The sequence below is a fragment of the Sphingomonas sp. DC4900 genome, assembly GCF_049896485.1.
GTDB lineage: Bacteria > Pseudomonadota > Alphaproteobacteria > Sphingomonadales > Sphingomonadaceae > Sphingomonas > Sphingomonas aquatilis.
This window is the reverse complement of the sequence record NZ_JAFCUK010000012.1, coordinates 95,104-118,145: the sequence shown is the minus strand read 5'-3', so window position 1 is coordinate 118,145 and position 23,042 is coordinate 95,104. Positions and strand designations below refer to the sequence as shown.

Annotated in this window: 25 protein-coding genes; all 25 read right to left on the bottom strand. The window is 65.8% G+C overall.

Features of this window, described 5'->3' with window-relative positions; all coding sequences use genetic code 11:
* Positions 1-185: 185 nt before the first annotated feature.
* The 25 genes from ACP690_RS13895 to ACP690_RS13775 all read right to left on the bottom strand — a co-directional run bounded on the left by ACP690_RS13895 (position 186) and on the right by ACP690_RS13775 (position 22,713).
* On the bottom strand, positions 186-380 hold the full coding sequence (locus ACP690_RS13895; protein WP_010409232.1) for a hypothetical protein: 195 nt from the start codon (positions 378-380) through the stop codon (positions 186-188).
* Positions 381-554: 174 nt separating this feature from the next.
* Positions 555-836, bottom strand: coding sequence for an HU family DNA-binding protein (locus ACP690_RS13890; protein ID WP_010409234.1), 282 nt, complete (start codon positions 834-836; stop codon positions 555-557).
* A gap of 44 nt (positions 837-880) precedes the next feature.
* Complete coding sequence (locus ACP690_RS13885; RefSeq protein WP_269208135.1) at positions 881-1,546, bottom strand: SOS response-associated peptidase; 666 nt, start codon at positions 1,544-1,546, stop codon at positions 881-883.
* Positions 1,547-1,572: 26 nt separating this feature from the next.
* Positions 1,573-1,932 (bottom strand): hypothetical protein, encoded by a 360-nt coding sequence (locus tag ACP690_RS13880; protein ID WP_024310610.1) that lies wholly within the window; start codon positions 1,930-1,932, stop codon positions 1,573-1,575.
* 359 nt (positions 1,933-2,291) lie between these two features.
* Complete coding sequence (locus ACP690_RS13875; RefSeq protein ID WP_024310612.1) at positions 2,292-5,546, bottom strand: conjugal transfer protein TraG N-terminal domain-containing protein; 3,255 nt, start codon at positions 5,544-5,546, stop codon at positions 2,292-2,294.
* Positions 5,547-5,570: 24 nt separating this feature from the next.
* Entirely contained in the window at positions 5,571-7,013 is a 1,443-nt protein-coding gene (locus tag ACP690_RS13870) for a conjugal transfer protein TraH (protein WP_037494469.1), read from the bottom strand.
* Positions 7,013-7,921 carry a conjugal transfer protein TraF gene (traF, locus tag ACP690_RS13865; RefSeq protein WP_024310614.1) on the bottom strand — a complete coding sequence of 303 codons (909 nt, stop codon included), beginning with the start codon at positions 7,919-7,921 and terminating at the stop codon, positions 7,013-7,015. The genes ACP690_RS13870 and traF overlap by 1 nt, the downstream gene beginning before the upstream one ends.
* Position 7,922: 1 nt before the next feature.
* A complete protein-coding gene (locus tag ACP690_RS13860) occupies positions 7,923-8,330 on the bottom strand; it encodes a hypothetical protein (protein ID WP_024310615.1) in 408 nt (135 codons plus the stop codon).
* The gene (locus tag ACP690_RS13855) at positions 8,327-10,462 is read right to left on the bottom strand and encodes a conjugal transfer protein TraN (protein WP_066760150.1); all 2,136 of its coding nucleotides are present in this window, start codon (positions 10,460-10,462) and stop codon (positions 8,327-8,329) included. Before ACP690_RS13855 ends, ACP690_RS13860 begins: the two co-directional genes overlap by 4 nt.
* A 3-nt stretch (positions 10,463-10,465) precedes the next feature.
* Positions 10,466-11,209, bottom strand: coding sequence for a type-F conjugative transfer system pilin assembly protein TrbC (gene trbC, locus ACP690_RS13850; RefSeq protein ID WP_024310617.1), 744 nt, complete (start codon positions 11,207-11,209; stop codon positions 10,466-10,468).
* 9 nt (positions 11,210-11,218) lie between these two features.
* Positions 11,219-12,232 (bottom strand): conjugal transfer pilus assembly protein TraU, encoded by a 1,014-nt coding sequence (gene traU, locus ACP690_RS13845; protein WP_024310618.1) that lies wholly within the window; start codon positions 12,230-12,232, stop codon positions 11,219-11,221.
* Positions 12,229-12,675, bottom strand: a complete 447-nt coding sequence (locus ACP690_RS13840; RefSeq protein WP_007406338.1) for a hypothetical protein — start codon at positions 12,673-12,675, stop codon at positions 12,229-12,231. Before ACP690_RS13840 ends, traU begins: the two co-directional genes overlap by 4 nt.
* Positions 12,672-12,959 (bottom strand): hypothetical protein, encoded by a 288-nt coding sequence (locus tag ACP690_RS13835; RefSeq protein ID WP_007406328.1) that lies wholly within the window; start codon positions 12,957-12,959, stop codon positions 12,672-12,674. The genes ACP690_RS13840 and ACP690_RS13835 overlap by 4 nt, the downstream gene beginning before the upstream one ends.
* Complete coding sequence (gene traW, locus ACP690_RS13830) at positions 12,956-13,615, bottom strand: type-F conjugative transfer system protein TraW (protein ID WP_024310619.1); 660 nt, start codon at positions 13,613-13,615, stop codon at positions 12,956-12,958. The genes ACP690_RS13835 and traW overlap by 4 nt, the downstream gene beginning before the upstream one ends.
* Entirely contained in the window at positions 13,612-14,205 is a 594-nt protein-coding gene (locus ACP690_RS13825; RefSeq protein ID WP_024310620.1) for a S26 family signal peptidase, read from the bottom strand. Before ACP690_RS13825 ends, traW begins: the two co-directional genes overlap by 4 nt.
* The gene (locus tag ACP690_RS13820; RefSeq protein ID WP_024310621.1) at positions 14,189-14,869 is read right to left on the bottom strand and encodes a TrbI F-type domain-containing protein; all 681 of its coding nucleotides are present in this window, start codon (positions 14,867-14,869) and stop codon (positions 14,189-14,191) included. The genes ACP690_RS13825 and ACP690_RS13820 overlap by 17 nt, the downstream gene beginning before the upstream one ends.
* Positions 14,862-15,236, bottom strand: coding sequence for a hypothetical protein (locus ACP690_RS13815; protein WP_024310622.1), 375 nt, complete (start codon positions 15,234-15,236; stop codon positions 14,862-14,864). Before ACP690_RS13815 ends, ACP690_RS13820 begins: the two co-directional genes overlap by 8 nt.
* Positions 15,233-17,797, bottom strand: a complete 2,565-nt coding sequence (traC, locus tag ACP690_RS13810) for a type IV secretion system protein TraC (protein WP_007406319.1) — start codon at positions 17,795-17,797, stop codon at positions 15,233-15,235. The genes ACP690_RS13815 and traC overlap by 4 nt, the downstream gene beginning before the upstream one ends.
* Before the next feature lie 5 nt (positions 17,798-17,802).
* Positions 17,803-18,588, bottom strand: a complete 786-nt coding sequence (locus tag ACP690_RS13805; RefSeq protein WP_024310623.1) for a conjugal transfer protein — start codon at positions 18,586-18,588, stop codon at positions 17,803-17,805.
* Positions 18,585-19,397, bottom strand: a complete 813-nt coding sequence (locus tag ACP690_RS13800; protein WP_029721168.1) for a DsbC family protein — start codon at positions 19,395-19,397, stop codon at positions 18,585-18,587. The genes ACP690_RS13805 and ACP690_RS13800 overlap by 4 nt, the downstream gene beginning before the upstream one ends.
* Positions 19,398-19,417: 20 nt before the next feature.
* Positions 19,418-20,740 carry a TraB/VirB10 family protein gene (locus ACP690_RS13795; protein WP_024310625.1) on the bottom strand — a complete coding sequence of 441 codons (1,323 nt, stop codon included), beginning with the start codon at positions 20,738-20,740 and terminating at the stop codon, positions 19,418-19,420.
* The gene (locus tag ACP690_RS13790) at positions 20,737-21,549 is read right to left on the bottom strand and encodes a type-F conjugative transfer system secretin TraK (protein WP_007406304.1); all 813 of its coding nucleotides are present in this window, start codon (positions 21,547-21,549) and stop codon (positions 20,737-20,739) included. The genes ACP690_RS13795 and ACP690_RS13790 overlap by 4 nt, the downstream gene beginning before the upstream one ends.
* Positions 21,546-22,133 (bottom strand): type IV conjugative transfer system protein TraE, encoded by a 588-nt coding sequence (locus ACP690_RS13785; protein ID WP_007406332.1) that lies wholly within the window; start codon positions 22,131-22,133, stop codon positions 21,546-21,548. Before ACP690_RS13785 ends, ACP690_RS13790 begins: the two co-directional genes overlap by 4 nt.
* Complete coding sequence (gene traL, locus ACP690_RS13780; protein WP_007406330.1) at positions 22,134-22,418, bottom strand: type IV conjugative transfer system protein TraL; 285 nt, start codon at positions 22,416-22,418, stop codon at positions 22,134-22,136.
* Between the two features lie 40 nt (positions 22,419-22,458).
* Positions 22,459-22,713 carry a hypothetical protein gene (locus ACP690_RS13775; RefSeq protein ID WP_371262956.1) on the bottom strand — a complete coding sequence of 85 codons (255 nt, stop codon included), beginning with the start codon at positions 22,711-22,713 and terminating at the stop codon, positions 22,459-22,461.
* Positions 22,714-23,042: the final 329 nt, after the last annotated feature.

The window sequence follows — 23,042 nt, the reverse complement described above, 5'->3', positions numbered from 1 at the left end:
ACGACGCCCCAGCGGGGGCAGCGCTGCGCTGCTTGGGGGGCTACACGCTGCCCCCGCTGCCACGAGGCGGTGTCATTTCTATTTGGCGGGGAATGTGTCTTTTCTAACTGGCGGCAACAACAGGAACGTGGCTTGTGCCGGCTTGGCAACAGCGGCTTAACCAGCGGCCGAACTCTTAACTTGGCTCAATAGTCGAGGTTGCGTTTTTCCATCTGTGCGGCCGCGAGGTCCGCGACCGGACCAGCGCCTTCGGCCAGCTCGTAGATCGCTATCACAGCCCTGTCGTCGAGACGCTCGACCATTGCCTGGACCGCTGACCAGTTAGCCACGTCGAGCGCGACCGTCGTGCTTTCGTTACCGGACACGGCGATCGGCCGCATCAGCCATCTTCGACCAGCGATCGGCCGAATGCAGCATACGGTCCCTAGCATGGGGCAGAACGAGCTGCTGGGCCTCGGCAAGGTCGGCCGCTGCCCTCGCGCGGTAGTCGGCTGCGGTATCGGCCATGAAGTCCCCTCAGTTTAGGCCAGCGTTCTAAAACCCTGGCCCGTTTATCACTTGCCGTTCATCCGATCGCGGACCGCCTTCGCCGGCGCGAACGTCAGCTTGCGTGACGCCGCGATCGTGATCGCCTCGCCCGTCGACGGGTTGCGCCCCTGGCGCTCTGGGGTGTCCTTCAGCTTGAACTTGCCGAACCCGTTGAGGCTGACTTCCTCGCCGGTCGCGACAGCCGCGGTGATGTTCGCAAGGATCGCATCGATGACCTTCCTGGCGTCCGCCTTTGCGAGGCCATGGGTATTGGAGAGCTGTTCGGCCAGATCGGATGTCGTCGTCATGAACACGTCCCGGTGGTGAATGATTGGACCGGCCTTAGCCCGGTTCACGTCGCGCCGCCATCGGGAGTTGCCTCCTGCGCGCTCATCTCGCCCTCATAGGGGCGGACGAGCTTCAGGGCGTCTTCATAGCTGCCGTCGAGCCATGCCGTGAAATCGCGAGGGTGAAGGATCGCCGGCATTGCCTTGGGATGCCAGGGATCGACGGTGGGGTTGGGAGAGGTGGTGCAGAAGGCATAGGCATCGCCGCGCTCGGTCGGCCGCCACAGACCGGCGAAGAAGGCGATGGGCTGGTCGGGCAGCGAAAACCACATCTGGCGGGGTTTGCCGTCATCGCCCTTCCCGCCCTCGGGATGTGGTTCGGCGAAATGCGTGAACGGGACCAGGCAGCGGCGATCGGGACTGGCGATCGACGGCTTCCACATCGACGATGAGAGATTCCGCGCATTGGTGACGAACTTGTCCAGCTTGACCGCCGGGTCGCGCTTGCTCGCTCCCTTGGTCGGGAAGCCCCATTCCATCGCGATCGGCTCAAGCGGGCGGTTACGCTCCCCTGCCCGCCTGACGACCAAGCCATAGCGCGCGGTCTTCTTGCCGGTCGGGAAGATCTCGCGCGGCACCGGGTAGGTCTCGTCCTCGGGATACGGCGGCTCGAACCCGACCGACCGCATCACCGCGGCCTGTTTGGCGCTCAGGCGATATCGGTTGCAGATCGGTCCACTCCTTTAATCTGTTTGGCTCAGAAGAACTCCCGGCCACCACGATACTCGCGCCAGGCATTATCCCATTTCGTGCCGACGTCGCCACTCACCGGCCGCGCCCCGAGGTCGTACCCGGCCATCACGTCGTCGATATGCGGTGCCGGCGTCGGGGTGTTGAAAGGCGCGATCCTACGCGCCTTCAGGTGCCAAACATAGGCGAGCTCGTGATCGGTTACCGGCGGGGCCTTGCCCCACGCCACGTCCTGAAACTGGCGCTGCGCCGCGCTCCTCGGCCGGCGCTCGCGCAGACGCAGCGCATCGTAGAACAGCAGATGATCGCGCAGCAGCGCCTCGTAGCGTTCGACCGTGCGCGGGTTCGCGCCGCTCTGCTCCGTCATGCTTCACTCCGTCAGTGCGGGTGAAAATCCTCGTCAGACTCAATCCGATATGCTAGGCTTTGCAAGCCTAATTCTGACCAGCTCGGTCAGCTACGGATTAAGGAAGGAGCGGCCATGTTGAACCACGAAACTGGCCAAATGGACTGGGATCGGTATCCGATCGGTGGGTCCCCTCCCTCGCCTTCGTCCTATTACATCAATCCGCAGAACATGTATGATATGTCCACTCCTTACGGCCGAGAGCTGATGGATGAGGCTTATCCGTCAAACTCGGCTGTGGTTGAGGGTCACGGGAATTCGAAGTGGACCGCGATGGCAATTATTGCCGTAATCCTCATCGTTTTCTTTTTTCCTTTCCATTAGTTTCTCAACTGCCACCGCCTCGGATCGACCGGAGCGCCATCCCTCCATAATTCATAATGAAGGTGCGACCCGGTCGATTTCCCTGTGCTGCCAACGCGGCCAATCACAGCCCCGGCCTCGACCGTACTTCCTACCTGGAAGCCAGACCGGTCCTGCATATGGAAGTATTTGCTCTGTGAGCCGTCGCCGTGTTGCAGGACCACATAATTCCCGGCACCGTTGGCTTGGAAGTCGTTCCGAATGACCTGACCCGATGCAGGCGCGCGGATCTCCGTCCCGGCTGGCGCTGCAATATCCACCCCTCGGTGATGCCGTCCAGGCTCGCCCGTGACCGGATCGATCCGACCACCCATTCCCGAACTCAGCCGCCCCGAAATCGGCAGCATCGTTCGCTCACCGCGAGGGACTTCGTAAACATGGCTGGTGCCAGCACCTATGCCCAGATTGTCACGGACCCAGTTGCGCGCGCCCTCAACACCCGGAAGTGTCGTCGTGATCCACGCGTCATTGCGCTCTTGGACATGGTCAACTAGCTGACCCGCCGTCCCTCTCGCCTCGTCGACACCATTGCCGACCTCGAATGCGCCACGCGTGATGCGCGCTGACGCGTTCGGAATCGCGTCAGCGACGTTGCCGGCCAGGTCAAGGTCGCGCGAACTCTCGCGGATCGAAACATCTGGCCCTTGCGCCCTGACACCCGCTGCCCGCTGATTGCCCCATTGTTGTACCGCACCCGGCGTCGCCGATGCAGGGCCATGCAATTGCCCGGAAAGGCGCTCAGGCACGCTTACACCCAGTTCGTCGCGAACCAAAGCGACGCGGCGCTCCATGAACTCGCCCAGCAGGATATCGCGCACCTGTTCCTGTTGCGGCGTGCGCGGCATGACCATGCCCGGCGTCCACCCGAACTGCGACAGCGTGTCGTCGCCGAGAAGCCGCTCCTGGGCATACACGACAAACTCCTGGCTCTCGTTCCGGTTGAGGGACCAGCCCCGCGCCGAGGACTCCCTCACATCATTGCTGACCCGCTGGAACGTCTCTTCGGCTCGAGTTGCTTCCAACGACGCCGACCGCGACTCCCCGACGCTGACGCCGAGCTTCTGCGACAGCGACCGAACCTCGCTATCTCCGCTCGTGCTCGATTCACGCATGAATTCGTCGCGTGCTGCCCGGGCCTGCGTCGAATTCGTCTCCTTAGTAAGATAATCCGAGAGCTCAGAATACGCCTGTTCGCCCGAAATGCGTCTGTCCGTATTCTCGCTGGCGATTGATGCGATCTTGGCTGCCAAGCCTGCTTTTGTATCGACCTTCCACAACTTCGCCGCAATCGAAAGGCCTGCATCCGCACTTCCCGTCATTTGGGTCGCTCGTGCTATACTCTGACTGTCGGACTCACTAAGCCCAAAGCGACTGGTCAGCCCGGTGGAAAGGCTCCGAGATGCCTCCGTCATTCTGGTGATGCTGTTATTGAACCCCGACCCCGTCTCGGTCGAACTCCCCCGCCGATGCTCAGCGGCCGTCAACAGATCCGTCGCCGTCGTCGCTGTCGCGTTCCAGGATTGCGATGCCGCGCTGCGGAGCGACTGGGTGTGCGTCTGCCCGTCCGAGAGCGCGCGGCTCATGCTGCTGTCGAATCCGGCGGTCCGCGTCGGCGTGAACGCGAGGTTCGAGATGCCCTGGCGCGTATCGAACGCGTTGGTCCCGTCCGCGAAGCCGTATGTCACCCCGCCATCGGCATTGGTGAACGTGCCGACCGAATAGCCCGAATTGAACTTTGGCTGATCGTCGAACTTGTTCGCCTGGGTCATGCCAGACGTCAGGTTCTGGAACGAGGTGTTGCCATACGAATAGTTGCCGGTCGTGCGCTCGGTCGCCGCCTGCTCGGCCGCGCTGTGCGCCGGCTGCAGCATCGAGGTGGCGTGTCCCGCAATCGCCATCGCGCCGCGCGCCATGCCGCCGGCGATGAACGGCACGCTCATCATCAGGAAGCCCGCGAGCGTCGAGATCGATTCATTGACGCTCGCCATGCCGTCCGAGACCAGCAGCGTCGGCCCGATCGGCGCCGCCGCATGGTAGAGGCTCGCCGCCCTGCTCATCACGAACATGTGCAGGATGACGTAGAGCGGCCCCCAGGAGGCGAGGTAGAAGAACCCGGTCGCATAGCCCTTCAGCGTCTGCAGGCCGGTCCTGGGGAACAGGAACAGCGGGAAGAGCACCGGGAACATCGCGTAGAATACGACCGTCAGGACGATGCCGAGGAGCGGCACCCAGGTCATCGCCTGCGTCGCGATTGAGGTATAGGTGTTCTTGGCCTGCGCGTCCGCGCGCTGCGACGCATAGGCGTCCCACCCCGCATCGGAGAAGCTCTCGCGCGCGGCCAGGAACGCGTCGATCATCGAGATCTGCTTGAGGTACGAATAGGCATCGGTCGAGGTGCCGTGCATCTGTGCCGCGACCACCGGCAGGTCATCGCGGATGCGCTGGGCCGCGATCGTGTCGGCGATGCCGGGATAGGCGTTCCTGGCGAACGGGATCAGATCCTTGTCGTAGGCGGTCTGCCACTGGGCATCCATGCGCGAATAGGCTTCGTTGCACGGGATGATCGAGTTTTCGGTGGTGCCGGGGCCTGTCGAGGTGATCCACCGCTGGCTGCGCGCCGGCGACCCCGGCCCGATCGATTCCCACAGATTGCTGGTCTTGGTGAGATCGTCCATCGCCTTGAACCCGAGCAGCACGTCATAGAAGGTGCATTGCTTCAGGTGTTCGTCGAGGTTCGCGCGGAACACGCTGTCCGTGATCTGGAAGGTGCGCGCCTTGTCCATCAGCCGCGCGCCGTAGATCATGCCGTTGTTGGTCAGCGCGAGCGCGTTGGGCATGACGAACACGGTCTCGGCCGAGCGCGTCATCCAGTCGCCGACCTGGCTCGTGAACGAGGCCATCACGCCAAGGCCCAGCGGCACGTTGTCGACCACCGAGGGCGCGAGCGCGGGGTTAATCCGGTCGGTCACCTTCACCGTGACGGTCGGGACCATCAGCATCATGTAGATGAGCGTCGACTGGAGGAACCAGTTGAACCACGCCCGCCAGTCGAGCGAGAAGGCGACGACGAACAGCGAGTAGATGAAGCCCATCACCATCACGACCTGGAGCATCGAGCGGTAGCCCCCGCCCCCGGTCCATGCCGCGACCGCGTTGAAGACGTTGACGATATATTCGCCCCCGCCGATCGTGAAGACTTCGAGCCCGCCCATCGCCGTCGCTCCCTTGCCGCCGTGTTACCGCAAGCCCTGCGCGCTGAGGCCGCGTCCGAACCGGAGCGAAGCCGACAACTGCGGGCTCATGGTGTTCTTGAGGGTGGATTCCATGAACTGGGTGTATTGGATCACCCGGTAGGTATTGGAGATCTGCCCGGCCATCTTCTCGCTGCGCCGCGACAGCTCGGTCTTCACGCTGTCGACCTGGGCGCGCCACGCCTTGAACTCGTCGGTCGAGACGAACTTTGCGCCCGCCTGCGCCTGCGAGATCGTGTCCAGCATCCGGTCGAGCATCGACATCAACATGTCGATCGCGACCATCTCGGCGAGGGTCGCGCGATCGCCGCCCGACAGGCCCATGTGCGCCGCCTCGTTGACGACGAGGATCTTGTAGAGCGGGATCGAGGTCATCCCGAGCAGCGCGATCTCGTCACCCGACAGCGCGGCGTTGGAGCGGATCTTGCCCGACATGCTGTCCATCGCCTTGAGGACGCGCGTACGCAGCGCCTCGTTGGTCGAGATGCTTAGCTTGGTGGGCGTGGGCTTCAGACACCCCTTGTCGTCGGTCGTGTCGCACTGCCACACGTCGGTCGGCGCCGAGGCGGTGCCGTCGAGCAGCGCCTGATAGGTGTCCCAGCTGGCCGGCGCGATGAACTGGAACGCGCCCATGCTGTCTTTCGCCTTCGTCGCGTCATAAATGATCGTGCCGACCATCGTCATGAGGAACTCGGCATATTCCCGGGACGGTTTGGTTGCGCTCTTGGCGTTCAGTGCATACCAGGTGTAATTCTTCGACTGGACCAGCTCGGCGTCGTCGCCGGCACGCGCGATCGTATCCTCACGCTCGCCCTTGTTGGTGCAGCCGTGGCGCGCCGCGGCCGCGTCGGAGAAGAAGCCCTTCGCCCCGCCGACCTGCTGGCAGATCGTCGAGGACGCCCCGTCCATCGCCGGCCACAGCGAGCCGACCGCCTGCTGCGCCGCCTCGCAGGAGGACATGTTGAACGCGTTCAGCTGCTGCACGCGCTGGCTCATGTCCTTCATCACCCCGCCGATCTGCGCGGAGATGCTGTCGATCGCGAGCTGGAAGGCGAAGCCGATCGCGTTGTTGGCGGTCGCCTTGAGCATCGCCACGATCTCGTCGGCGTTGATGAACGAGAATGACCCCGCGAACAGGTCGATGCCACCGCAGCCGCCGCGCGCGCTGGGGAGCGCGACGCTGACCGGGTTGATCGACTTCTGCGGAAAGCGGCTCCACAGCGAACCACCCGAGTAATAGCCCGCCGACTGCCCCTGGAAGGCGGTCGGGCCGGTCACGTTCGCGGCCGCGCCCGACTTGTTGAAATAGCTGTTCATCTCGCCCTGGACGTCGGCCATCGCCGGCGTCGCGACGAGACCGCCAAGCGCGAGGATCATGCTGGCCTGCGCGAGAACCGCGGCGCAGAAGCGGACGATCGAGCGGACCATCAGAAGTCACTCCCGGGCTTGACGCTGGTCAGTGTGAAGATGCGGTTCATCACCTCGTCGGCCGCCATCACGCCGTAGCCGATCGGCATCGGCTGCTTGGTGACGGTGTCGAACAGGACGAGCGCGGGCACCTGCTGGCCGCGCATGCCCATCGCCTTGTATTGCCCGGTGTCGACCGTGTAGTTCGGGAAGGCACGGGTCGGCCCGCCATCGAGCGAGATCGCCATGACGGTCAGGCCGAAGCGATCCGAGACGCTGCGCATGATCGGCCCGAAGGTCTCGCACGCGGCGCAGGCCGACGAGTAGAAATAGAACACGCCGTACCGCTGGGAGATCTGCGACAACACGCGCTCGCGATCGGCGTTGCGCGTGTCGAGCCAGGTTCGCTTGCCCAGCTGGCTGACGGGGCGCTGGAGCGTGTAGTCGAGGTCGGGGTTCTGCCACACCGTGCGCTGCCACATGTCGGCGAACGACGAGGCGCGATCGAGCTGCTCGCGCTGGAAGGCGATATAGTGGCTGATGTTCTCGGGCGTCGGCTCGAGGATCGCCCGCGCCTTCAACTCCTCCAGCTGTTTCGAGATCGCCGCAAGCTGCTCGGCCGACGACCGCGCGGGCTGCGCCGACCGCTGCTCGGCGGGCTTGGCTTTGGGCTTGTCGCAGTAGAACCAGGTGCCGAGCCGCCGTTCGCGGCAGTAGAAGTCGTCGCCGGTCTGCGCCGCGACGCGGTCGGCCGATCCGAGATCGTCCGCGCTGCCATAGCTATCCTGACCGCCATCGCGGCCGTCGTCACCGGCATCGCGGGTGGACGACACCGAATCCGGCAGCGGCGTCAGCTCCTGCGCCGTCGCCGGCGTCAGCACGGGCGATGCGACCGAGAGGATGAGAGCGAGGGTCAGGGCCTTGCGCATGTCAGTCGTCCTTCTTCTTCTGCTTTTCGCGATCTTCCTGTTCGCGGCGGGTGAGGTAGGATTTGAGCGTTCCGAGGAGCGACGGCTCCTTGAGCGACACGAGCTGCGCCATGTCGTCGGCGAGGATGCGGAACAGGTTGCCGTACACCCCGATGATGAGGTTGCGGGCGTGCCGGCGCGGGTAGAGCGTCTCGCCCCGGCGCAGGATGAGGTTGGCGCGGATCAGCCGCGCGATCGTCGGTTCGAGATCGGCGACGCAGAGCTTCGTATCGAACCAGCTGTCGAGCGTCGGGATGAGGAACCCGGCCGGGTGCGGTCCGGCGCGCAGGAGTGCGATCAGCACCGCGAATTCCGCGACCGAAAGGTCGGGAAACGGACGATGGTCCGACAGATGCGTCACGCCGGTCATTGGTTCTTCTTCGCCTCGTAATAGGCCTTGATCCGCTCCTGGATCTGGCGTGAGGTTTCGATCTCGTCGGGCAGCTTCGCGGCGTCGACGAACTCGGCATAGACCTCGGTGAAATCCATCACCGACAGATCGAGGCGCGAGAATTCGTCGAGCGTGAACCCCTTGCAGGTTTCCTTCTTGGCGCTGCCCCACGGCTTGTTGATCTGCGGGCGACCCTGTTCCTGCAGGATGCGCGACAGCTTGCTCTCGAAGCAGCAATAGGCCGTCTTCTTGGAGGTGCAGATGCCCAGCACCTTGTCCGAGCAATATTCGCCCAGCTTGTGGCACATCCCCATCCGGTCCTGCACGTCGAGCAGCTTCTCGTCGTTCGAGCACATGAACATCGTCAGGAACGGCGTCGCGAGCGCGGCGATCGCCACCGGCCCGCCCGCGATCGCGGCCGCGCCGGCAGCGGTCGTGATGAGGCCCGAGGCCTTGCCCGCGCAGCAGTTGACCAGTCCGAACACCGGCTTGTGGCAGGTCTGCCGCTTGCCCGAGAACAGCGTCAGCGTATCGGGATCGAACTCGGCATTGGCCTGGCCCAGCGCGTGCAGCCCGACCACGGCGTCCTTGAACTCAGTCGACGCCTCGCGCTCGACCGGTTCGCATTCGCCGTCGATGCAATAGACGTCATCACCGCAGATATATTGCTTGGGACCGGTCGAAGGCGGCGTCGGGACCGGGCATTTGTAGACCTTCGTCGTGACCTGGCACGGACCGGACTGCGGATCGTCGAGGCACTCGTCACGCAGGAAGGTGCATTTCCCGCCGTTCTCCAGATCGCTGCAATCGGACGCCTGGGTGATGCGCTGACAGGTGAACGGCCGCGACCACGCCCAGCACGATGCCGTGACCGACACACCGTCGATGATCCGCGTCTCAGGCCCCTCGGTGCAGACCTCCGGGCCGGTCGCGGTGCAGGCGGTGTCGGACACCAGCGCCGGACAGCTTCCCTCATTGCGCGTCAGCGTGACCTCGCGCGTGCCTTCCTTCCTAAGATACACCGTGCCGGTCGCGTAATTCTGGTGGGCCGGGATCTCGGCCTGGGGTATTTCGGCCGAGCAGGAATAGAGCTGCGCGGTGGTGCGCATTGAGGACAGGCTCTTGCACCAGCGACGATAGTCTTCGACGTTGTCGCCGCCCGCCCCCAATTCGATCTGCGCATCGCAGATATGCGGCGTCCCCGCCTCGACCCGGCACAGGCCGGCGCTGACCTTGGCCTGCATGACGCTGTTGCGCGCGAACCCCTGGCCCTCGTTCTGGTCGCGCACGCCGTAGTAGAAGTACCTGAGCGTATCGACGATTACCGGGTCCATCCTGCCGGTGCAGGTCGCAGGCGTTTCCTCGAGCTTCGCGCCCTTGTTGCAGGTCGCCTCGTAATAATCGGTGGTGCCGTTGGGAGGCAGCGGCTTGCAGCTACCGTCGGCGCCGCCCACCGACTGACCGGCGAGATAGCTGTTCGGGTCCTTCTCGACGTCCTGCGCGCGCGTGAGATCGCCGGCAGGTACGGTCACGACCTTGCGGCCCGGATCGGTGACGAGCTGCCACGCCTCGTTCGCGCCAGCGGCCGACCCGCCGGCCGCGATCAGCGCATCGGGATCATCGGCATAGGCTTCGCCGGGCTGCGTGCCGCTGCTGAAGCCCGGGATGGTCGAGGGCAGATCGGTAGAGGAGATGATGCCGCCCGAAGCCTGGCGTGCCGGGGTCGCCAGTGCCTTCGCCGCGGCGCGTGCCGCCGCCATGTCCCCTTTGGGATAGGTGTAGGTCGAACTGCTCGACTGCGCGCTCGGCTCGGCCGCGACAGCATTGCTCGACGCTGCGGGCTGAACCGTGCGGGCGGTGCTGGCGGTGGTCCGCGCGGGAGCCGCGCTCGGCTCGGCGACGCTGGTCACCGTCGTCCTGGCGACCGGCGCGGATGTGGGTGTGGGGGTCGGGGTGGGCTTGGGGGTCGTGTCGCTGAAGTAGGTGTAGTCGCCCAGGCCGTAGAAGTCGCCGACGCCCTGCTGGCCCTGCTGAGTGGACTGGGCCTGGGCGAGCGCCTGCGCTGCCAGGACCGGCGCGAGGAGACCGATCAGGAGGCGGCCCCCCCGCACGGCTCAGGGATTCCGGCCGAGATTGGCGAGGGCGGTCCGCGCGACCAGAGCGCCCGGTCCGTTCTCGCCCGCGAACGTCTCCAGCGCGTAGCGCACTGTGACGTTGCCTTCGATGCGGTCGAACGGAGGCGGCGTCGTCTTGCAGGTGAGGCCGTCGCACGGCGTGAAGTCGCTCGACGAGACCACCATCGTCGGGACCGCGGTAACGTCGAACGCGCGGAACAGGCGCGGGTCGATCCCGATCGAGGCGAACTGCTGGTCCTTCTCGACCACCTTGGAGAGCGCGGCGATGAACGCCTTGCCCGAATTGCCGGGGAAGCCCCGGAACACCACGACGCCGCCAGCGGCCGAGGTATCGGCGATGATCCGCTTCAGCGCCTGTTCGGGCATCGAGGTGGACACGAACACCATGAACTGCGGCGCGGTGCCTTGGGCCTCCTTGAGGTTGGCCGAGGCGGCCTGGATCATCTCGTCGAAGTCGACCGCGCCCGCCGGCCCCCTGGGCAGGTTCGCCTTGTCGATCGTGCGCATCTGTTCCAGCGCGACCGCCTGCACGGTCTGCGCATCCTTGCGGAACGCGTCGCCGCGGCGCTCGACCTCATTCACGAGCGCGGTCGCGTCCTGTTCGGACTTGGCCGATCGCGCGCGGATCGCGTCGAGATCGAGCCCCTCGACGGTCTGGGCGAGAACGGCGCAGCCGGTGCCGATCGAGGCGATGGCGAGCGCGGAAAGGAGGAACTTCTTCATGTCAGATCCTCACAGCATGCAGCAGTTGCGCTTGCGCCAGAGCAGGTAGCCGAAGTCCTCGCCCTTGACGGGGAAGGCCCGGCCCGCGTCGGGCGGGAGCGTCGTCGCGCCGATCGGCGAGCAGGCATATTTGCCGCTCACCGTGGGCGTCGGATTGGTCATCTGGATGCGGTATTGCGACTTCTTCAGGATCGGCATGACGTACTTGTTGCAGAGCGCCTTCGATCCCGCGGTGCCCCACGCCAGCCCCTGCCGGTGCATCTTGAACAGGAGCCGCTCGGCCGCGAGACGCGACGACTGGACCGGCGAATTGTGCGCCGCGATGTTGCCGTTCATCGGGAACATCGAGCCGTTGCAGCCCGAGCACCAGAACATCGGGTCGATCGGCAGCTTCGCGCTCGCCGCGACGCAGTCGGCCGCGCAGGCGGCGACCGCGATCGGATTGTTGAACAGTGCGACCTCGGGGTTGATGAGCGTGGTCAGCACGTCGTCGTTCCACAAGGGATCGATCTCGGTCATGTAGGCGACGTCGAACGACGCCTGTTCGAAACACAGGAAGTCGGTCAGGATCTCCATCCAGTAGAGCAAGGGATAGACGTAATAATGCGCCTGCCAGTTGGCGCTGGCCTGGGTCGCGCCGCCCTTGATGAGCGGGCCGGTATACTGCCCCTGCCCGATATCGAGCCCCGGATTGAGGCGAAGTCCGCCGAGATTCGGGAAGCACCACGGCTTGGTGGTCACATCGACGAGCCGCGCCGGTTCCCAGAAGCCGATCGAGATGCCGATGCGCGGGATCGGCGAACCGCACGCACAGACCGGCAGGCTTGGGTTCTTGGTATCGGGTCGGCTCCCCGGCCAGATGTGCGCGCCGCCCACCGACAGCGGGAACAGGCACGACCAGCAGACGTCGGTGATCGGGTTGACGAACTTGCCGGTGCAGTTGGCCGGGAGCGCGCTCGCCGGCGCCGGCAGCAGCGCGAACGCGGCGATCATGCCGAGCAGGGTGAGCAGGCGGCGGATCATGCGCCGGGCTCCTCGGAGAAAGCGATGACCAGGGGCACCATCCGGGCGCGGTCGCGTCCATCGAAGCTTATCGACTGATCGGCCAGCGCGCGCACCAGCGCACGGCGTTTGCCAACCGATATCGTCCGCCCGCTTTCGGCAAGGACGACATCGATTTCGTTTCCGATCGACGCGGCGGTCACCGGATCGGCACGGCCCCCGAGAAGCCTTCGTACGAGGGACTCGATCTCGCAATGCACGCGGGACAGGAACAGCAGCGCAGGGACGCTCGAGAGCAACGCCACGGTCGCGATCGATACGACCATCGACAAGGCGACGACGGGAAAGAACATCCAGGCCGGGAACAGCGCGAATATGGCGAGAACATATGTCCACCCGAAGCCGACTGCCGCGACACACAGAAGCGCGTAGCGCGCGATCAGGCTGATGCGCTCAGTCGTCATGCCCTGCCCTCCCCGTCCGGCTGCGCCGCGAGGCTTGCGTCAAGGAAAGCGTTATCGGCCCGGTTCTTGGCGATCACATACACCGGCACCAGCACGACCAGCGCCAGCACCAGTCCGGCAAGCGCGCCCCCTGCCCCGGCGCCGAGCACCGCGCGCAGCGGCTGCAACGCGCAGATGGCGATCGCCAGCCCGATCGCCGACCACAGGATCGCGAGCCGCATCGCCTTGAGGGCCGGCGTCTCGGGCGCGGCCATCGGCGTCCTGAGAATATCGAGCCACATCATGCGCCCGCTCCCGACATCTCGATCTCGCTGATCTTGAGCACCTGGCCCGCCGGTTCGACCACGGCGGGGACGCGCGCGATCCCGAAATGGCTGGTGAGCTTGCCCTGCTGGTCGAAGAAGAAGCGGCGCTTCTTCTCGCCCATGCGGTTGAACGGCGAGCCGGCGACGAAGATGATCTTGGCATTCTGCGCGGTCCACCGCTTCAGCGCCCAGTCGACCTGCGCATCGTCGCGGCCGTCGATGAACACGAGGTCGGTTTTCATCGCGACGAACGACAGCGGATTGACGCGCTGCCCCGCGCGCGCGACGAGCCGGCCCTTCTGGTCCTGGATATCCTGATCGAGCACGATCGTCGGGTCGAACGTCCAGCTGCGGCTTTCGCGCACCGCGCCGATGCCGGCGACGGGGATCGGGTTGCGGACACGTTCCTCGGTTTTTTCACGCAGCGCCGTCTGCATGCGCTCGATGCCGCCATTGGCCTGCAGCGTCTTCAGCCGGGTATCGATCGTCGCCAGCAGATCCGGCTCGGCGATCGCCCAGGTCTGGCCCATCACGCCGTGATCCTTTGCGAGCGCGCCCTGCACGATCGGCCAGGACGACGAGGCGACCAGCGCCACGCCCAGGGTTCCGCCGAAAAGGCCCGCGCGCCGGATCACAGGATCGGCGTCCCGGTGCCGATGATCTGCTTCGCGCAGGCAAAGCCGATCTCGCCGTAGCGGCTGTCGAACCCGTCGGGGTGTGCGGTGCCGACATAATAGCAGCCCTCGGGAACGCGCCCGACCGGTCCCGGCGTCAGCACCTCGCCGAAGCGCGAGCGCGGCTTCATGTGCGCGACGCGGACGCCGTCGACATAGACCCATTTCCCGCGATGCTCGACCAGCGCCCCGGCCTCGCCGATCACGCGCTTGCCGAACGGTCCCGAATCCGGTCCGAAGTGGCGGCGCACCAGCTCGCCCTCGGGCGGCGCGAAGAACACATAGTCGCCCTTGGCGGGCACGCGGCCGCGCTGGATGAAGAACGCCCAGTTGGGGAGGCTCTCGCTCGCGTTTATCATGAAGGCGTGCGTCTCGCGCCACGCGGCGATCGAGTTGTAGCCGCCCCACACGATCCCGAGCAGCGCGACCGCGCTCCACTGGCGGACCCGCTTGACGATCAGCGCCTTGCGGGCCGCGCGGTCCCCGGCGACGTCAACCGCCGTGGGAGCCGCATGACCGACCCGCGCCAGCGCCTCAGTTGCCGCTGCCATCGACCCCTCCCGGCGCGGACTGGGTGACCGTCGCCTCGACCGGCGAGACCGGCGCAGGCCCGAACGGCGAAGCGGTCGGGACCGCCGCCCCTGGCGCGGCCGGCGCGACGTTCCCGGAGGCTTGGGGAAGCATCGCACCGACCGCGGGACCGGCCGGGGTGTTCGGCGCGGCCGCGGGGAGCGGCACGCGCGCGAAGACCGCGCGGCGGATCTGGTCGGTGATATCGGGGACGTTCTTCGAGAGGACCGCCTCGCCGACGAGGACGGTGGTGCCGCTCGCGCCGACCTTCTTCATCTCGTCGTCGAGCGCGGACATGAAGGCCTGGGTCTGCGCGGCCACCTGTTGGGGCTGGCCGTTACTGTGGCTCTGCGCCTGGACATATTCCGAGACGATGCCTTCGAGCCGGACGCTCGCCATCGGCACGGTCGCGGGCGGGGCAAGGAGATGCTTGGTCACCCACGCCCCCCAGAGCAGTACCGCGACCGCCAGCGCGACCGCGACATAGGCGATGACGGGCAGGCCCTGCGGCTTGCGGCGATCCACCTTGTCCGCGACCGGACGGCGCGGTGCCGCACCGGCAGCGTCATCACGGGGTGCCGGGGCCGGAGCGGACGGTTGCACCGCCGCGGACGCGACCTCGGGACGATCGAGAACATCAACCATGACGGGGGCCTTTCGTGGAAGTGATGATCGCGCCGAGCAGGCGCACGCGGGTCACGGCGACGATGCCGAACGCGACCAGCCACACGACGAACAGCTGGTCGCCGAACGCCGCGCGGCGTGCCTGGTCGGCCGCGACGAAGCGCGTGCCGAGGTTGGCGACCTGCGAGAAGAAGCCGAGCGCGGTGAAGTCGCCTAGCATCAGGAAGAACAGGATCGCGACGCCGAAGGTCGCGAGCAGCGTCATCGCCATCCAGCCCGACACCCGCAACAGGATGTAGCAGGCGTCGCCGATCGCGCGCGTGCCCGTGCGTTTCCAGTCGGTCGCGGTCGGCGTACGCCAGTCGCGCTCGTGCGTGAAGGCGTTCATTCCGCCGCCTCCACCCAGGGCTCGCCCGGAGGATTGTCGCGATATTCCTCGGGGAAGGCGACGCGTTCGATCGCCTCGTCCATCGAACAGCCGAGGTCGATCAGATGCTCGATATCGGCGAAGGTCTGCGGGCTGGAGGAATAGAGCGTCGCCGAATATTTATCGAGGACGAGCCGCCCGACCGCCATCGATTCCGGCCCCTTGATGAGGATGTCGGAATATTCCGCGCCGTTGCGCTTCAGCGAACGCAGCAGGCTTTCGGTGTAGGGGTCCATGTCGAAGCGGCCGTGCTTCTGGAAGTCCGAGATCGTGTCGGGCTTCTGCATCAGGATGACCGACCAGTCGGAGTTCTCCAGCGCCGCGAGGCTCCCTTCCGACTTGTAATAGTCGTTGAGGCTCTGCGTCGCGGTGATGAGCGAGGCGCCATATTTGCGGCAGGTTCGGCTGTAGGTCTCGACGAAATCGGCCATCGACCCACCGCGCAGCATCTGCCACGCCTCGTCGATCAGCAGCGCCTTGGGGATCTGGCGGTCCATGCGGCGCATGGTCTGCGACGACATGAACATGATCGCGGTCAGCACGACCGAGCGCAGTTCCTCGCGGCTCGACAGGTCCGAGAGTTCGAACACCGTTAGCGCGTTCGACATGTCCACCGACGCCTCACCGGTGAAGAAGCTGCCGTAGGTGCCCTTTCCCGAGAACGGGAACATCGCGATCGCGAGATCCGTCCCCTGCACAGAGCCGTCGGAGCCGAGCGCCTCGATCACGTCGTCGACGCACCCTCCCCTGCCCTTGGCCTCCCACACCTGGTTGACCGCACGATCGATCAGACCGCGCTCGGTGTCGTTGAGCTTGTCGATGTGACGGCCCATCTGCCCGATGATCGACTTGAGCATCGCCAGCGCGTCGACGAGATAATCCTCGTCCTGCGCCACCAGCGTCTCGTCGATCATCGAGAACGGATTGAGGCTGAACCCGTCGCGCAGGCGGAACTCGACGAAATTGCCGCCCAGGCTCTTGGCCATATGCTCGAACGAGCGGCCGTCATCGATCACGATGATCTTCGCGCCCACGCCGGCGAACGCCGCGCACAGCTCCTGCAGCGCCACCGACTTGCCCGAGCCGGACTTGCCGAACACCGCGACATTGTGGTTGCCCGCCTTGTTCTCGAACGGCGACCAGAAGAAAGGCTGGCCGCGCCGCCCGATGAACATCAGGTGCGGCAGATGCCCGCCGAGATACTCGCCCTGGATCGGCAGCATGTTCGCCGCGGTCGAGGTCAGCATCGTGCGCAGCCGCTTCATGCGCTTCAGGTCGCTGTCGAGCCCGTTGCCGAGCGTCATCGGCAGACACGACATGAACGCCATGATCTGGAGGAACCGCTCGTCGAGCAGGTCCCACCCGGCCGCCTTGTACATCGACTTGACGGTGCGCTCGTTAGCGTCCCCCTGCCCCTTCGGGCTGATGATGCCGACCGCATAATAGGCCTGCACCAGCTTCTTGCCGAGACGCAGCTCCTGGGTGACATGCTCCCATTCGCGGCTCTGGTCCTTCAGCTGCGGGAGCAGCCGCGCCGACTTCGAGTCCGCCAGGCTCGACGTACGCATGAACTTGTAACCGGCCTTAGACGAGGCGGCCTGTTCGTCCTGGTAGCACAGGCATAGCGACGTGAGAGTCGGGCACCCCGGGCGCAGCTTGTCGGAGAACATGTCGCCGATCAGCTTCTGCACGTCCCACGGCGCCCAGCGGTTCGGCAGGTTCCTGACCGAGAAGAAGCGATAGTCGAACGTGTCGGGCCGGATCTCCTGATACTGCGTCTCGCCCGACAGGTTCGTCACCGCGCGCAGCGGCTCGACCGATACCAGCAGGCGGTCGGCCTGGACGACGGTCTGGACGTCGCGCCGCACGCATTGGTCGGCGATCGGATCGAGTTCTGAATATTCCGAGACGTGGTCGGAGACGTCGAACGCCGGCGCGGTGATGTCGTCGATCAGCGCGATCAGATCGACCGGCTTCAGCCGGGTTGCCGGCATGTCGATCGACTGCAGCGTCGAGACGATGCTGTCGCGGACGCCGGTCAGCTCCTCCGGTGTCGCCTTCCCGCTACGGATCGAGACCGACAGGAAGATGCGATGGTTGCGGACGTGGAACGGTCCGTCCTTCGACATCGATACCCATGCGCCGTGACGCAGGAACGCCGACCGCCGCTCGGCGATCTTGCGATGGATGCCGCCCGCCTTGTAGCGCGGCAGCGCATATTGCGCGATCAGCGCGCCCACACGCGGGCTCTGGAATGCGAGCAGCTGGACCCGCGCGCTGGGCGGGACGCTCTCGGACAGCATCTGCGCGATGATCTCCCCGGTGCGCTCGTCCGCACCCATGAGCGGCGCGAGTTCCAGCGCGAACGCGATGCTGTCGGTCTGGTAGAACAGGTCGTGCCGCGCGTCGTAGCTGCGATACGGCAGCCACTGCGACAGCATCGGCGCGCCATGCGAGGGTGTTCCCTGGTCGGGTGCGCGCGTATCGCCGAGCAGGCGGGCTATGAAGCCGGTCTTCGCCATGACGATCAGTCCTCCACGCGCGGCGAGAAGGTCGCTGGGCGGTTACCCGGCGTGCTCGACGCGAGTTCGGGCGAAGCCGGCTTCTGCGTCGCGGCGATCGGCACACCCTTGCCAGCAGCCGCGTCGCGCGCCCTGGCCCGCGCGGCCGCGACCGCTGCCGCACTTGGTGCGCCGACCGCGCTCGCCGCACCTGCGGCCGCTGCCGGGGCGGCGACCTGCGCGACCTCGGCGGGCACCGGGGGAAGCGCGGCGATCGGCGCGCCGAGCTGCGAGAGGATCTCGGGGCTGACGTTGAGCGTCTGCGTCGCGGCAAGCGCCGAACCGTGGCCGTCGGTCGCCGCCAGCCACTGGCCGTTGTCGACCACCGCCTGCACGACCGCGGTCTCGTGGAAGCGCCCAGCCGCGTCGACATGCGAGGGGAACACGATCCGCAACACCTTCTGCGGCCCGACCCCCGCCGCCTGCGCCGGCACCGGCGTCGAGGCATAGGCGATCCGCTGCGTACCACCGCTGTTGCGCGCGGGTGCCTGGTACGGTCCTGCGGGATGATAGCCACTGTCGCCAGTGATCTCGGCCAGCGCCTTGTCATCGATGACGGTCGCCGGCGAGCAGCTGCCACCCTCGGGCGCGCCGCACGCGAACTTGCCCGAGATGTTGGTGCCCAGCGTCGTACAGCTGGCGAGCAGTCCCAGGCTCGCGGTCATCGCCAGCGCGGCGATACGCTTGGCGCGGGCGTGCGGGCGATAGTCGGAAACCGGGCAGGCCGGCAGGCGGATCACGGATCGGGTCACGACTTGGCTCCCTTCAACCATTCGACGAGCTGGGCCTTGGGCTTGAAGCCCTCGATCACCGCCCCGTCGGAGCGGACGATGACGGGCGTCCCGTTGATGCCGTGCGCCTTGGCGAACGCCTCGTTCTCATCGAGACCGCTGGTGTCGCACTTCGCGCCTGCCGGGACCGGGTTCTGCGCATAGGCCGCGCGGACCGCCGCATGACGATCGCGGGCGCACAGCACCTGCTCGGCGATCTCGCGGCTTCCCAGCACCGAGATCGGGCGCTCGATGACGCGCACGTTCATCGTCTCGAGCGCCTGACTGAGCGCGCGGCAGTAGCCGCAGTGGAAATCGGAGAAGACGGTGACCGTCTGCGTGCCCGAACCCCACACGATCGCACCCTTGCTCGACAGCCGCGTCACATCGAGCGTGCGGGCGACAGCGGGCTGGGTCGTGACGCGCGCACCCGCCCTCGCCGCGCCGGCCTCGGGCGCATCGGCCGTGGCATTGGCCTTTGCCGCGCCGCCCACCAGCATATCGGGATTGAGCGCGAGCAGCTTGGCGGCGGTCAGATCCTGCCGCGTCTCCATGTCATAGACGCGGCCGATGACGAGATAGCGCGCCGACTTGTCGACGTAGAACAAGTTCGCACCCGCCACGACCTCGCACAGCCCGTCGACCTTGGAGCAGTCGATCGCATCGACCTTGGTCTTGGGAAGCCGCTTCTGCAGCGCGACCTGGACCTGCGCGCCGATCGGCGCTTCGGCCGAGCCGGTCAGCAGCATCGCCGCCCCCGCCATCGCGCCGATCATGATAGTATTTGCCATGTGACCGCCTCCTTCCGGGCTCAGTTCTGGATGAAGACGCCTTCGAGGAAGACGATCTCGACATCGATGCCGGTCGGCATCTCGATGATGGGCTGGTACTGTTCGGCGCGCTCGATCAGGTATTTGGAAACTGTTCGACCGCTCTGGTCGGCGCCGCCGCCCAAAGCGCGCAAACCGACGTTGCCGATGCTCGGGGTGCGATTGATCCCTCCTTTGCCGTCTGTCTCGAAGGTTGCGAGTGGCTGGTTGAAGGCAGTGTTCAGCGCATTGCCTGCACCACCTACAAGCCCAGCAAAGAAAGCTTGCATCGCCAAGGAGCCCTCGCGACTGACGACACGGCCGCGCACGCCGGTCTTGCCGGCGAAGCTGATGAAGCCCTTCACGTCCGACACCGCGAACCGGCCATTGGCCTGCGGACAGGTCATCCGCTGCAGCTTCACATAGACCTTCTCGGAAGAGAGATCGCCGCGCGCCGCGCCGTTGATGACGCAGCCTTCGATCCGCGTCGTGAGCAGCTTGCCGTTCTGGTAGACCGAGCGCGCCGGGCCGGTGATGCGCAGGATCACCGGCAGCGGATCGGTCTGCGACTGCACCCCCGCCGAGGCGTCGACGCCGACGATGACCTTCGCCTTCGCGATCGAGTTGGGCGGCAGGTAATTGGGGCTGTCGGTGTAGCTGGTCGTGCCACCCGAGATCCGAGTCGCGGTGCCCGAGGGGCCGCCCTCGAACGACACCAGCTTGATCGAGCGCGACTGCGACACCGCAGCCGCTGCCGCCTCGCCCGCCGTCATCGGCGCGCCGGGAGTGCGGTAATTGGGCTGGCCGGGGCCATACATCTGCGTCGGAGCCGGCGCGGCCGGCGCGGCGTTACGCTGCGCGATCTGCTGGCGAAGCTGGTCGTTCTCCTGCTGATAGGCGCTCATGACCCGCTGGCCATCGCTCGCCATCGACTGCTTCTCGCCCTGGAGCGCGGCGATCTGCGCCTGCAACTGCTCCATCTGCGCGCGCTGGCCGTCGACGCCCTTCAGCTGATTGTTGATCGACTGCATCTGCGCTTCGGATGCGGCCTGCCATTCACGCTGCGACATGTTCCGGTTGACCATGTCGTCGGTGGTGATCTTCACCTCCTTCCCGTCGGTGCCGACCGGCTTCAGCTTGGCATCGTCGCCCATGACGTACCAGGAGCCCAGCACCAGCGCGACGGCGCCACCACAGCCGAGGTAGAGCAGCTGCTTCTTGCGGACGGCATCGTTGCCGGCCATCAGCTCGCTGTCCCCGCCCTCCTCCGGCTCGGTATCGAGCTGCTTGGCACGGTTACGCTGGAAGATGTCCTTGAGGCTCATGGCCGCACTCCGTTGGCGAGGCCCGAAGGCGTGACGATATAGGCGGTGGTGGCTTCACCGGGCTTGAGGTTGGGGTTGGCGACCGAGACCGCGATCGCGTTCGACGGTGCGATCGTTCCCTCGCCCAGCGCGACCGGAACCTTGCCCCGGTTCTCGATCCTGAGCGTGCGGCCTGCGAGGCTGGCGCCGCGATACTCGGCGACCATCTGGACCTTGAGCGAGCCAATCATCACCGGGTCGGTGACCGCGGGCCTGACCTCGAACCCTTCGAGCGGCGCGGACTGGAACATCGCCTGGACCAGCGTGGCGGACGCCTCCTGCGGCGATGCCGCGACGGCCGCGACCTGCGTTTCCGCGGCGCCACCGATATCCTTGTTCTCGACGAACACCTGCTGCGCGTCGTCGCCGGCGAGCCGGCACGAGAATTTGTACACATAACCCTTCGACGTCGTGCCGAAGAACGACACGTTCGGCCGCGAATAGGCTTCCGGGACCGACACATAGATGTCGCCCCGGGTCGGTTCATTGACCACGGTGAAATCGTCGGTATCGACCCCGGTGGTCAGCTTCGAGACGCTGGCGAAGCGATCGTCCTTGAGGCTGACGCGGGTCAGCCCCGACTTCGACATCGTGCAGGCGACCTCGCTGTTGTCCTTTGCCAGCACATGCTCGTCGGCGAAGGCCGGCGCGGCGAGGACCACGCCGCCCGCCACGATCATCCCCGCCCCGATCAGGCGCGATAGCGAACACAGGCGCGATGCGAAGGCGGTCCCGCCCCCGATCAGCCCGACTGCGACCCAGGCGGTCATGCGTCGTCTCCGATGGTTGCCGCGGCGTCCTTGTCGGCCTTGGTGACCATCCCGAAGCCCTTGAGCTGGAGGGTCAGGCCGCGATACGCCCAATAGAAGCGGAAGGTCTTCGGCTCGGCGGTGACCGACTTCGAGCCGACGACGGTGTGCAGCGTGCCGGTCACTTCCGAGGTCAGTTTCTCGGGATCGACCTTCATGCCGGCGAGCGTGAAATACTGGCTGATGCTCGATCCGCGCTGCTCGTTGAGGATCTTCATCAGGTCGCGCTTGAGCGAACCATGTGCTTCCGGCGTGGCGATCGCCAGGATCGAGTCCATCCAGTATTCGAGATTTTCGGGCGAGCGGTTGAGCGTCATCAGCGCGGTGTCGCGCGTGACCATCTCCAGATACTGCTCGCTGACCCCGCTCGACGAGAGCGTCAACGGGGAGCGGACGATCGGCTGCAGGACGATCTCCCGGTCACGGGTCGCGCCGACTAGGAACAGCAGCACCACGAGGCCCGCGAGGACCAGCGCGACGATGCCGAGCATGTTGCGCTGCTTGAGGACGCGCTGCGACTGCGCGAGACCGACAGAATAATCCATTTAGCCCACCATCACGCGAAGGTGGGAGGGCGGCGTCGCCTTCAGCCCGGTAAAACTCGACGGCAGGTGCCAGTAGGCCATGTGGAGAATCCACGACGTGGCCTTGCCGGCTTTGAGTTTCCGAAAACCCCACCAGCCGAGCAACGAGACCATCAGTCCGATCACGACGTGCTGCGACAGGATCCCCCAGATGAAGGGGATCGCCATCGCGAGGAACTCGTCCAGCGTCCAGAAGCCGATCAGCTCCGGGTCGTCGAGATGCGAAGGGATGGTGTACCGGTCCATAAGCTAAGCCGCCCTCCCAGCGGTTGATCCAGCCGACGCCTCAGATCGTCGCGGTGACGGTCGAGGTGACGATCGGGATACCCGTGCCCGCGCCGACACCGACGGCGACGGGAACGGCCACCTGGCCGAGGCTGAAGCGGCCCGACGCCAGCGCGACGATGCCGCCGGCCAGGCTCATGACGGTGATGATCTTGCCGCCCGAGCCCTCGAGGAAGTCCGTGAACTTCGTCAGCGCGGTATTGAACGTCGTATCGGCGCCGGCGAACGCCGCCGACGCGCCCAGGACCATCACCATCGCGATGATCGCCAGGCCGAGAAGGACGCCATTGATCTGGCCACCCTTCGGCATTGAAAGTGCAGACATGCTCTTTCCCCTTGAAAGACGAAGCACAAGCGCGTCGTCTCCCTAAGGATTTCGCAAGTATTGACCCTCGACAAGACGGAAAAAAATTACCGTATCAACTTTGACTGCGGGAAAGCCCGACTACGCATTTCCGCCAAAAACTGACGCGATGGGTCTCAGACAAACATAGGGCAGGTAATTTTTTTACCACCTGCGGAATTTTTTTACCGCCTTCGTTGCGAAACTGGAATGACCACCCCCGGTCGTGCGGCAATGATTGA

Excerpts from the sequence above, each read along its gene's own strand:
- ACP690_RS13790 (WP_007406304.1), bottom strand. The coding sequence starts at position 21,549 with ATGACCGCCTGGGTCGCAGTCGGGCTGATCGGGGGCGGGACCGCCTTC.
- traF (WP_024310614.1), bottom strand. The coding sequence starts at position 7,921 with ATGCGCAAGGCCCTGACCCTCGCTCTCATCCTCTCGGTCGCATCGCCC.
- ACP690_RS13820 (WP_024310621.1), bottom strand. The coding sequence starts at position 14,869 with ATGGTTGATGTTCTCGATCGTCCCGAGGTCGCGTCCGCGGCGGTGCAA.
- trbC (WP_024310617.1), bottom strand. The coding sequence starts at position 11,209 with ATGAAGAAGTTCCTCCTTTCCGCGCTCGCCATCGCCTCGATCGGCACC.
- traC (WP_007406319.1), bottom strand. The coding sequence starts at position 17,797 with ATGGCGAAGACCGGCTTCATAGCCCGCCTGCTCGGCGATACGCGCGCA.
- ACP690_RS13775 (WP_371262956.1), bottom strand. The coding sequence starts at position 22,713 with ATGGTGATGGTCCTGGGCGCGTCGGCGGCGTTCGCCGGCGCCGATACG.
- traL (WP_007406330.1), bottom strand. The coding sequence starts at position 22,418 with ATGGACCGGTACACCATCCCTTCGCATCTCGACGACCCGGAGCTGATC.
- ACP690_RS13785 (WP_007406332.1), bottom strand. The coding sequence starts at position 22,133 with ATGGATTATTCTGTCGGTCTCGCGCAGTCGCAGCGCGTCCTCAAGCAG.
- ACP690_RS13840 (WP_007406338.1), bottom strand. The coding sequence starts at position 12,675 with ATGACGACTGAGCGCATCAGCCTGATCGCGCGCTACGCGCTTCTGTGT.
- ACP690_RS13890 (WP_010409234.1), bottom strand. The coding sequence starts at position 836 with ATGACGACGACATCCGATCTGGCCGAACAGCTCTCCAATACCCATGGC.
- ACP690_RS13825 (WP_024310620.1), bottom strand. The coding sequence starts at position 14,205 with ATGGCAGCGGCAACTGAGGCGCTGGCGCGGGTCGGTCATGCGGCTCCC.
- ACP690_RS13800 (WP_029721168.1), bottom strand. The coding sequence starts at position 19,397 with ATGGCAAATACTATCATGATCGGCGCGATGGCGGGGGCGGCGATGCTG.
- ACP690_RS13895 (WP_010409232.1), bottom strand. The coding sequence starts at position 380 with ATGCGGCCGATCGCCGTGTCCGGTAACGAAAGCACGACGGTCGCGCTC.
- ACP690_RS13870 (WP_037494469.1), bottom strand. The coding sequence starts at position 7,013 with ATGGTCCGCTCGATCGTCCGCTTCTGCGCCGCGGTTCTCGCGCAGGCC.
- ACP690_RS13880 (WP_024310610.1), bottom strand. The coding sequence starts at position 1,932 with ATGACGGAGCAGAGCGGCGCGAACCCGCGCACGGTCGAACGCTACGAG.
- ACP690_RS13835 (WP_007406328.1), bottom strand. The coding sequence starts at position 12,959 with ATGATGTGGCTCGATATTCTCAGGACGCCGATGGCCGCGCCCGAGACG.
- ACP690_RS13875 (WP_024310612.1), bottom strand. The coding sequence starts at position 5,546 with ATGGGCGGGCTCGAAGTCTTCACGATCGGCGGGGGCGAATATATCGTC.
- traU (WP_024310618.1), bottom strand. The coding sequence starts at position 12,232 with ATGATCCGCCGCCTGCTCACCCTGCTCGGCATGATCGCCGCGTTCGCG.
- ACP690_RS13815 (WP_024310622.1), bottom strand. The coding sequence starts at position 15,236 with ATGAACGCCTTCACGCACGAGCGCGACTGGCGTACGCCGACCGCGACC.
- ACP690_RS13795 (WP_024310625.1), bottom strand. The coding sequence starts at position 20,740 with ATGAGCCTCAAGGACATCTTCCAGCGTAACCGTGCCAAGCAGCTCGAT.
- ACP690_RS13860 (WP_024310615.1), bottom strand. The coding sequence starts at position 8,330 with ATGACCGGCGTGACGCATCTGTCGGACCATCGTCCGTTTCCCGACCTT.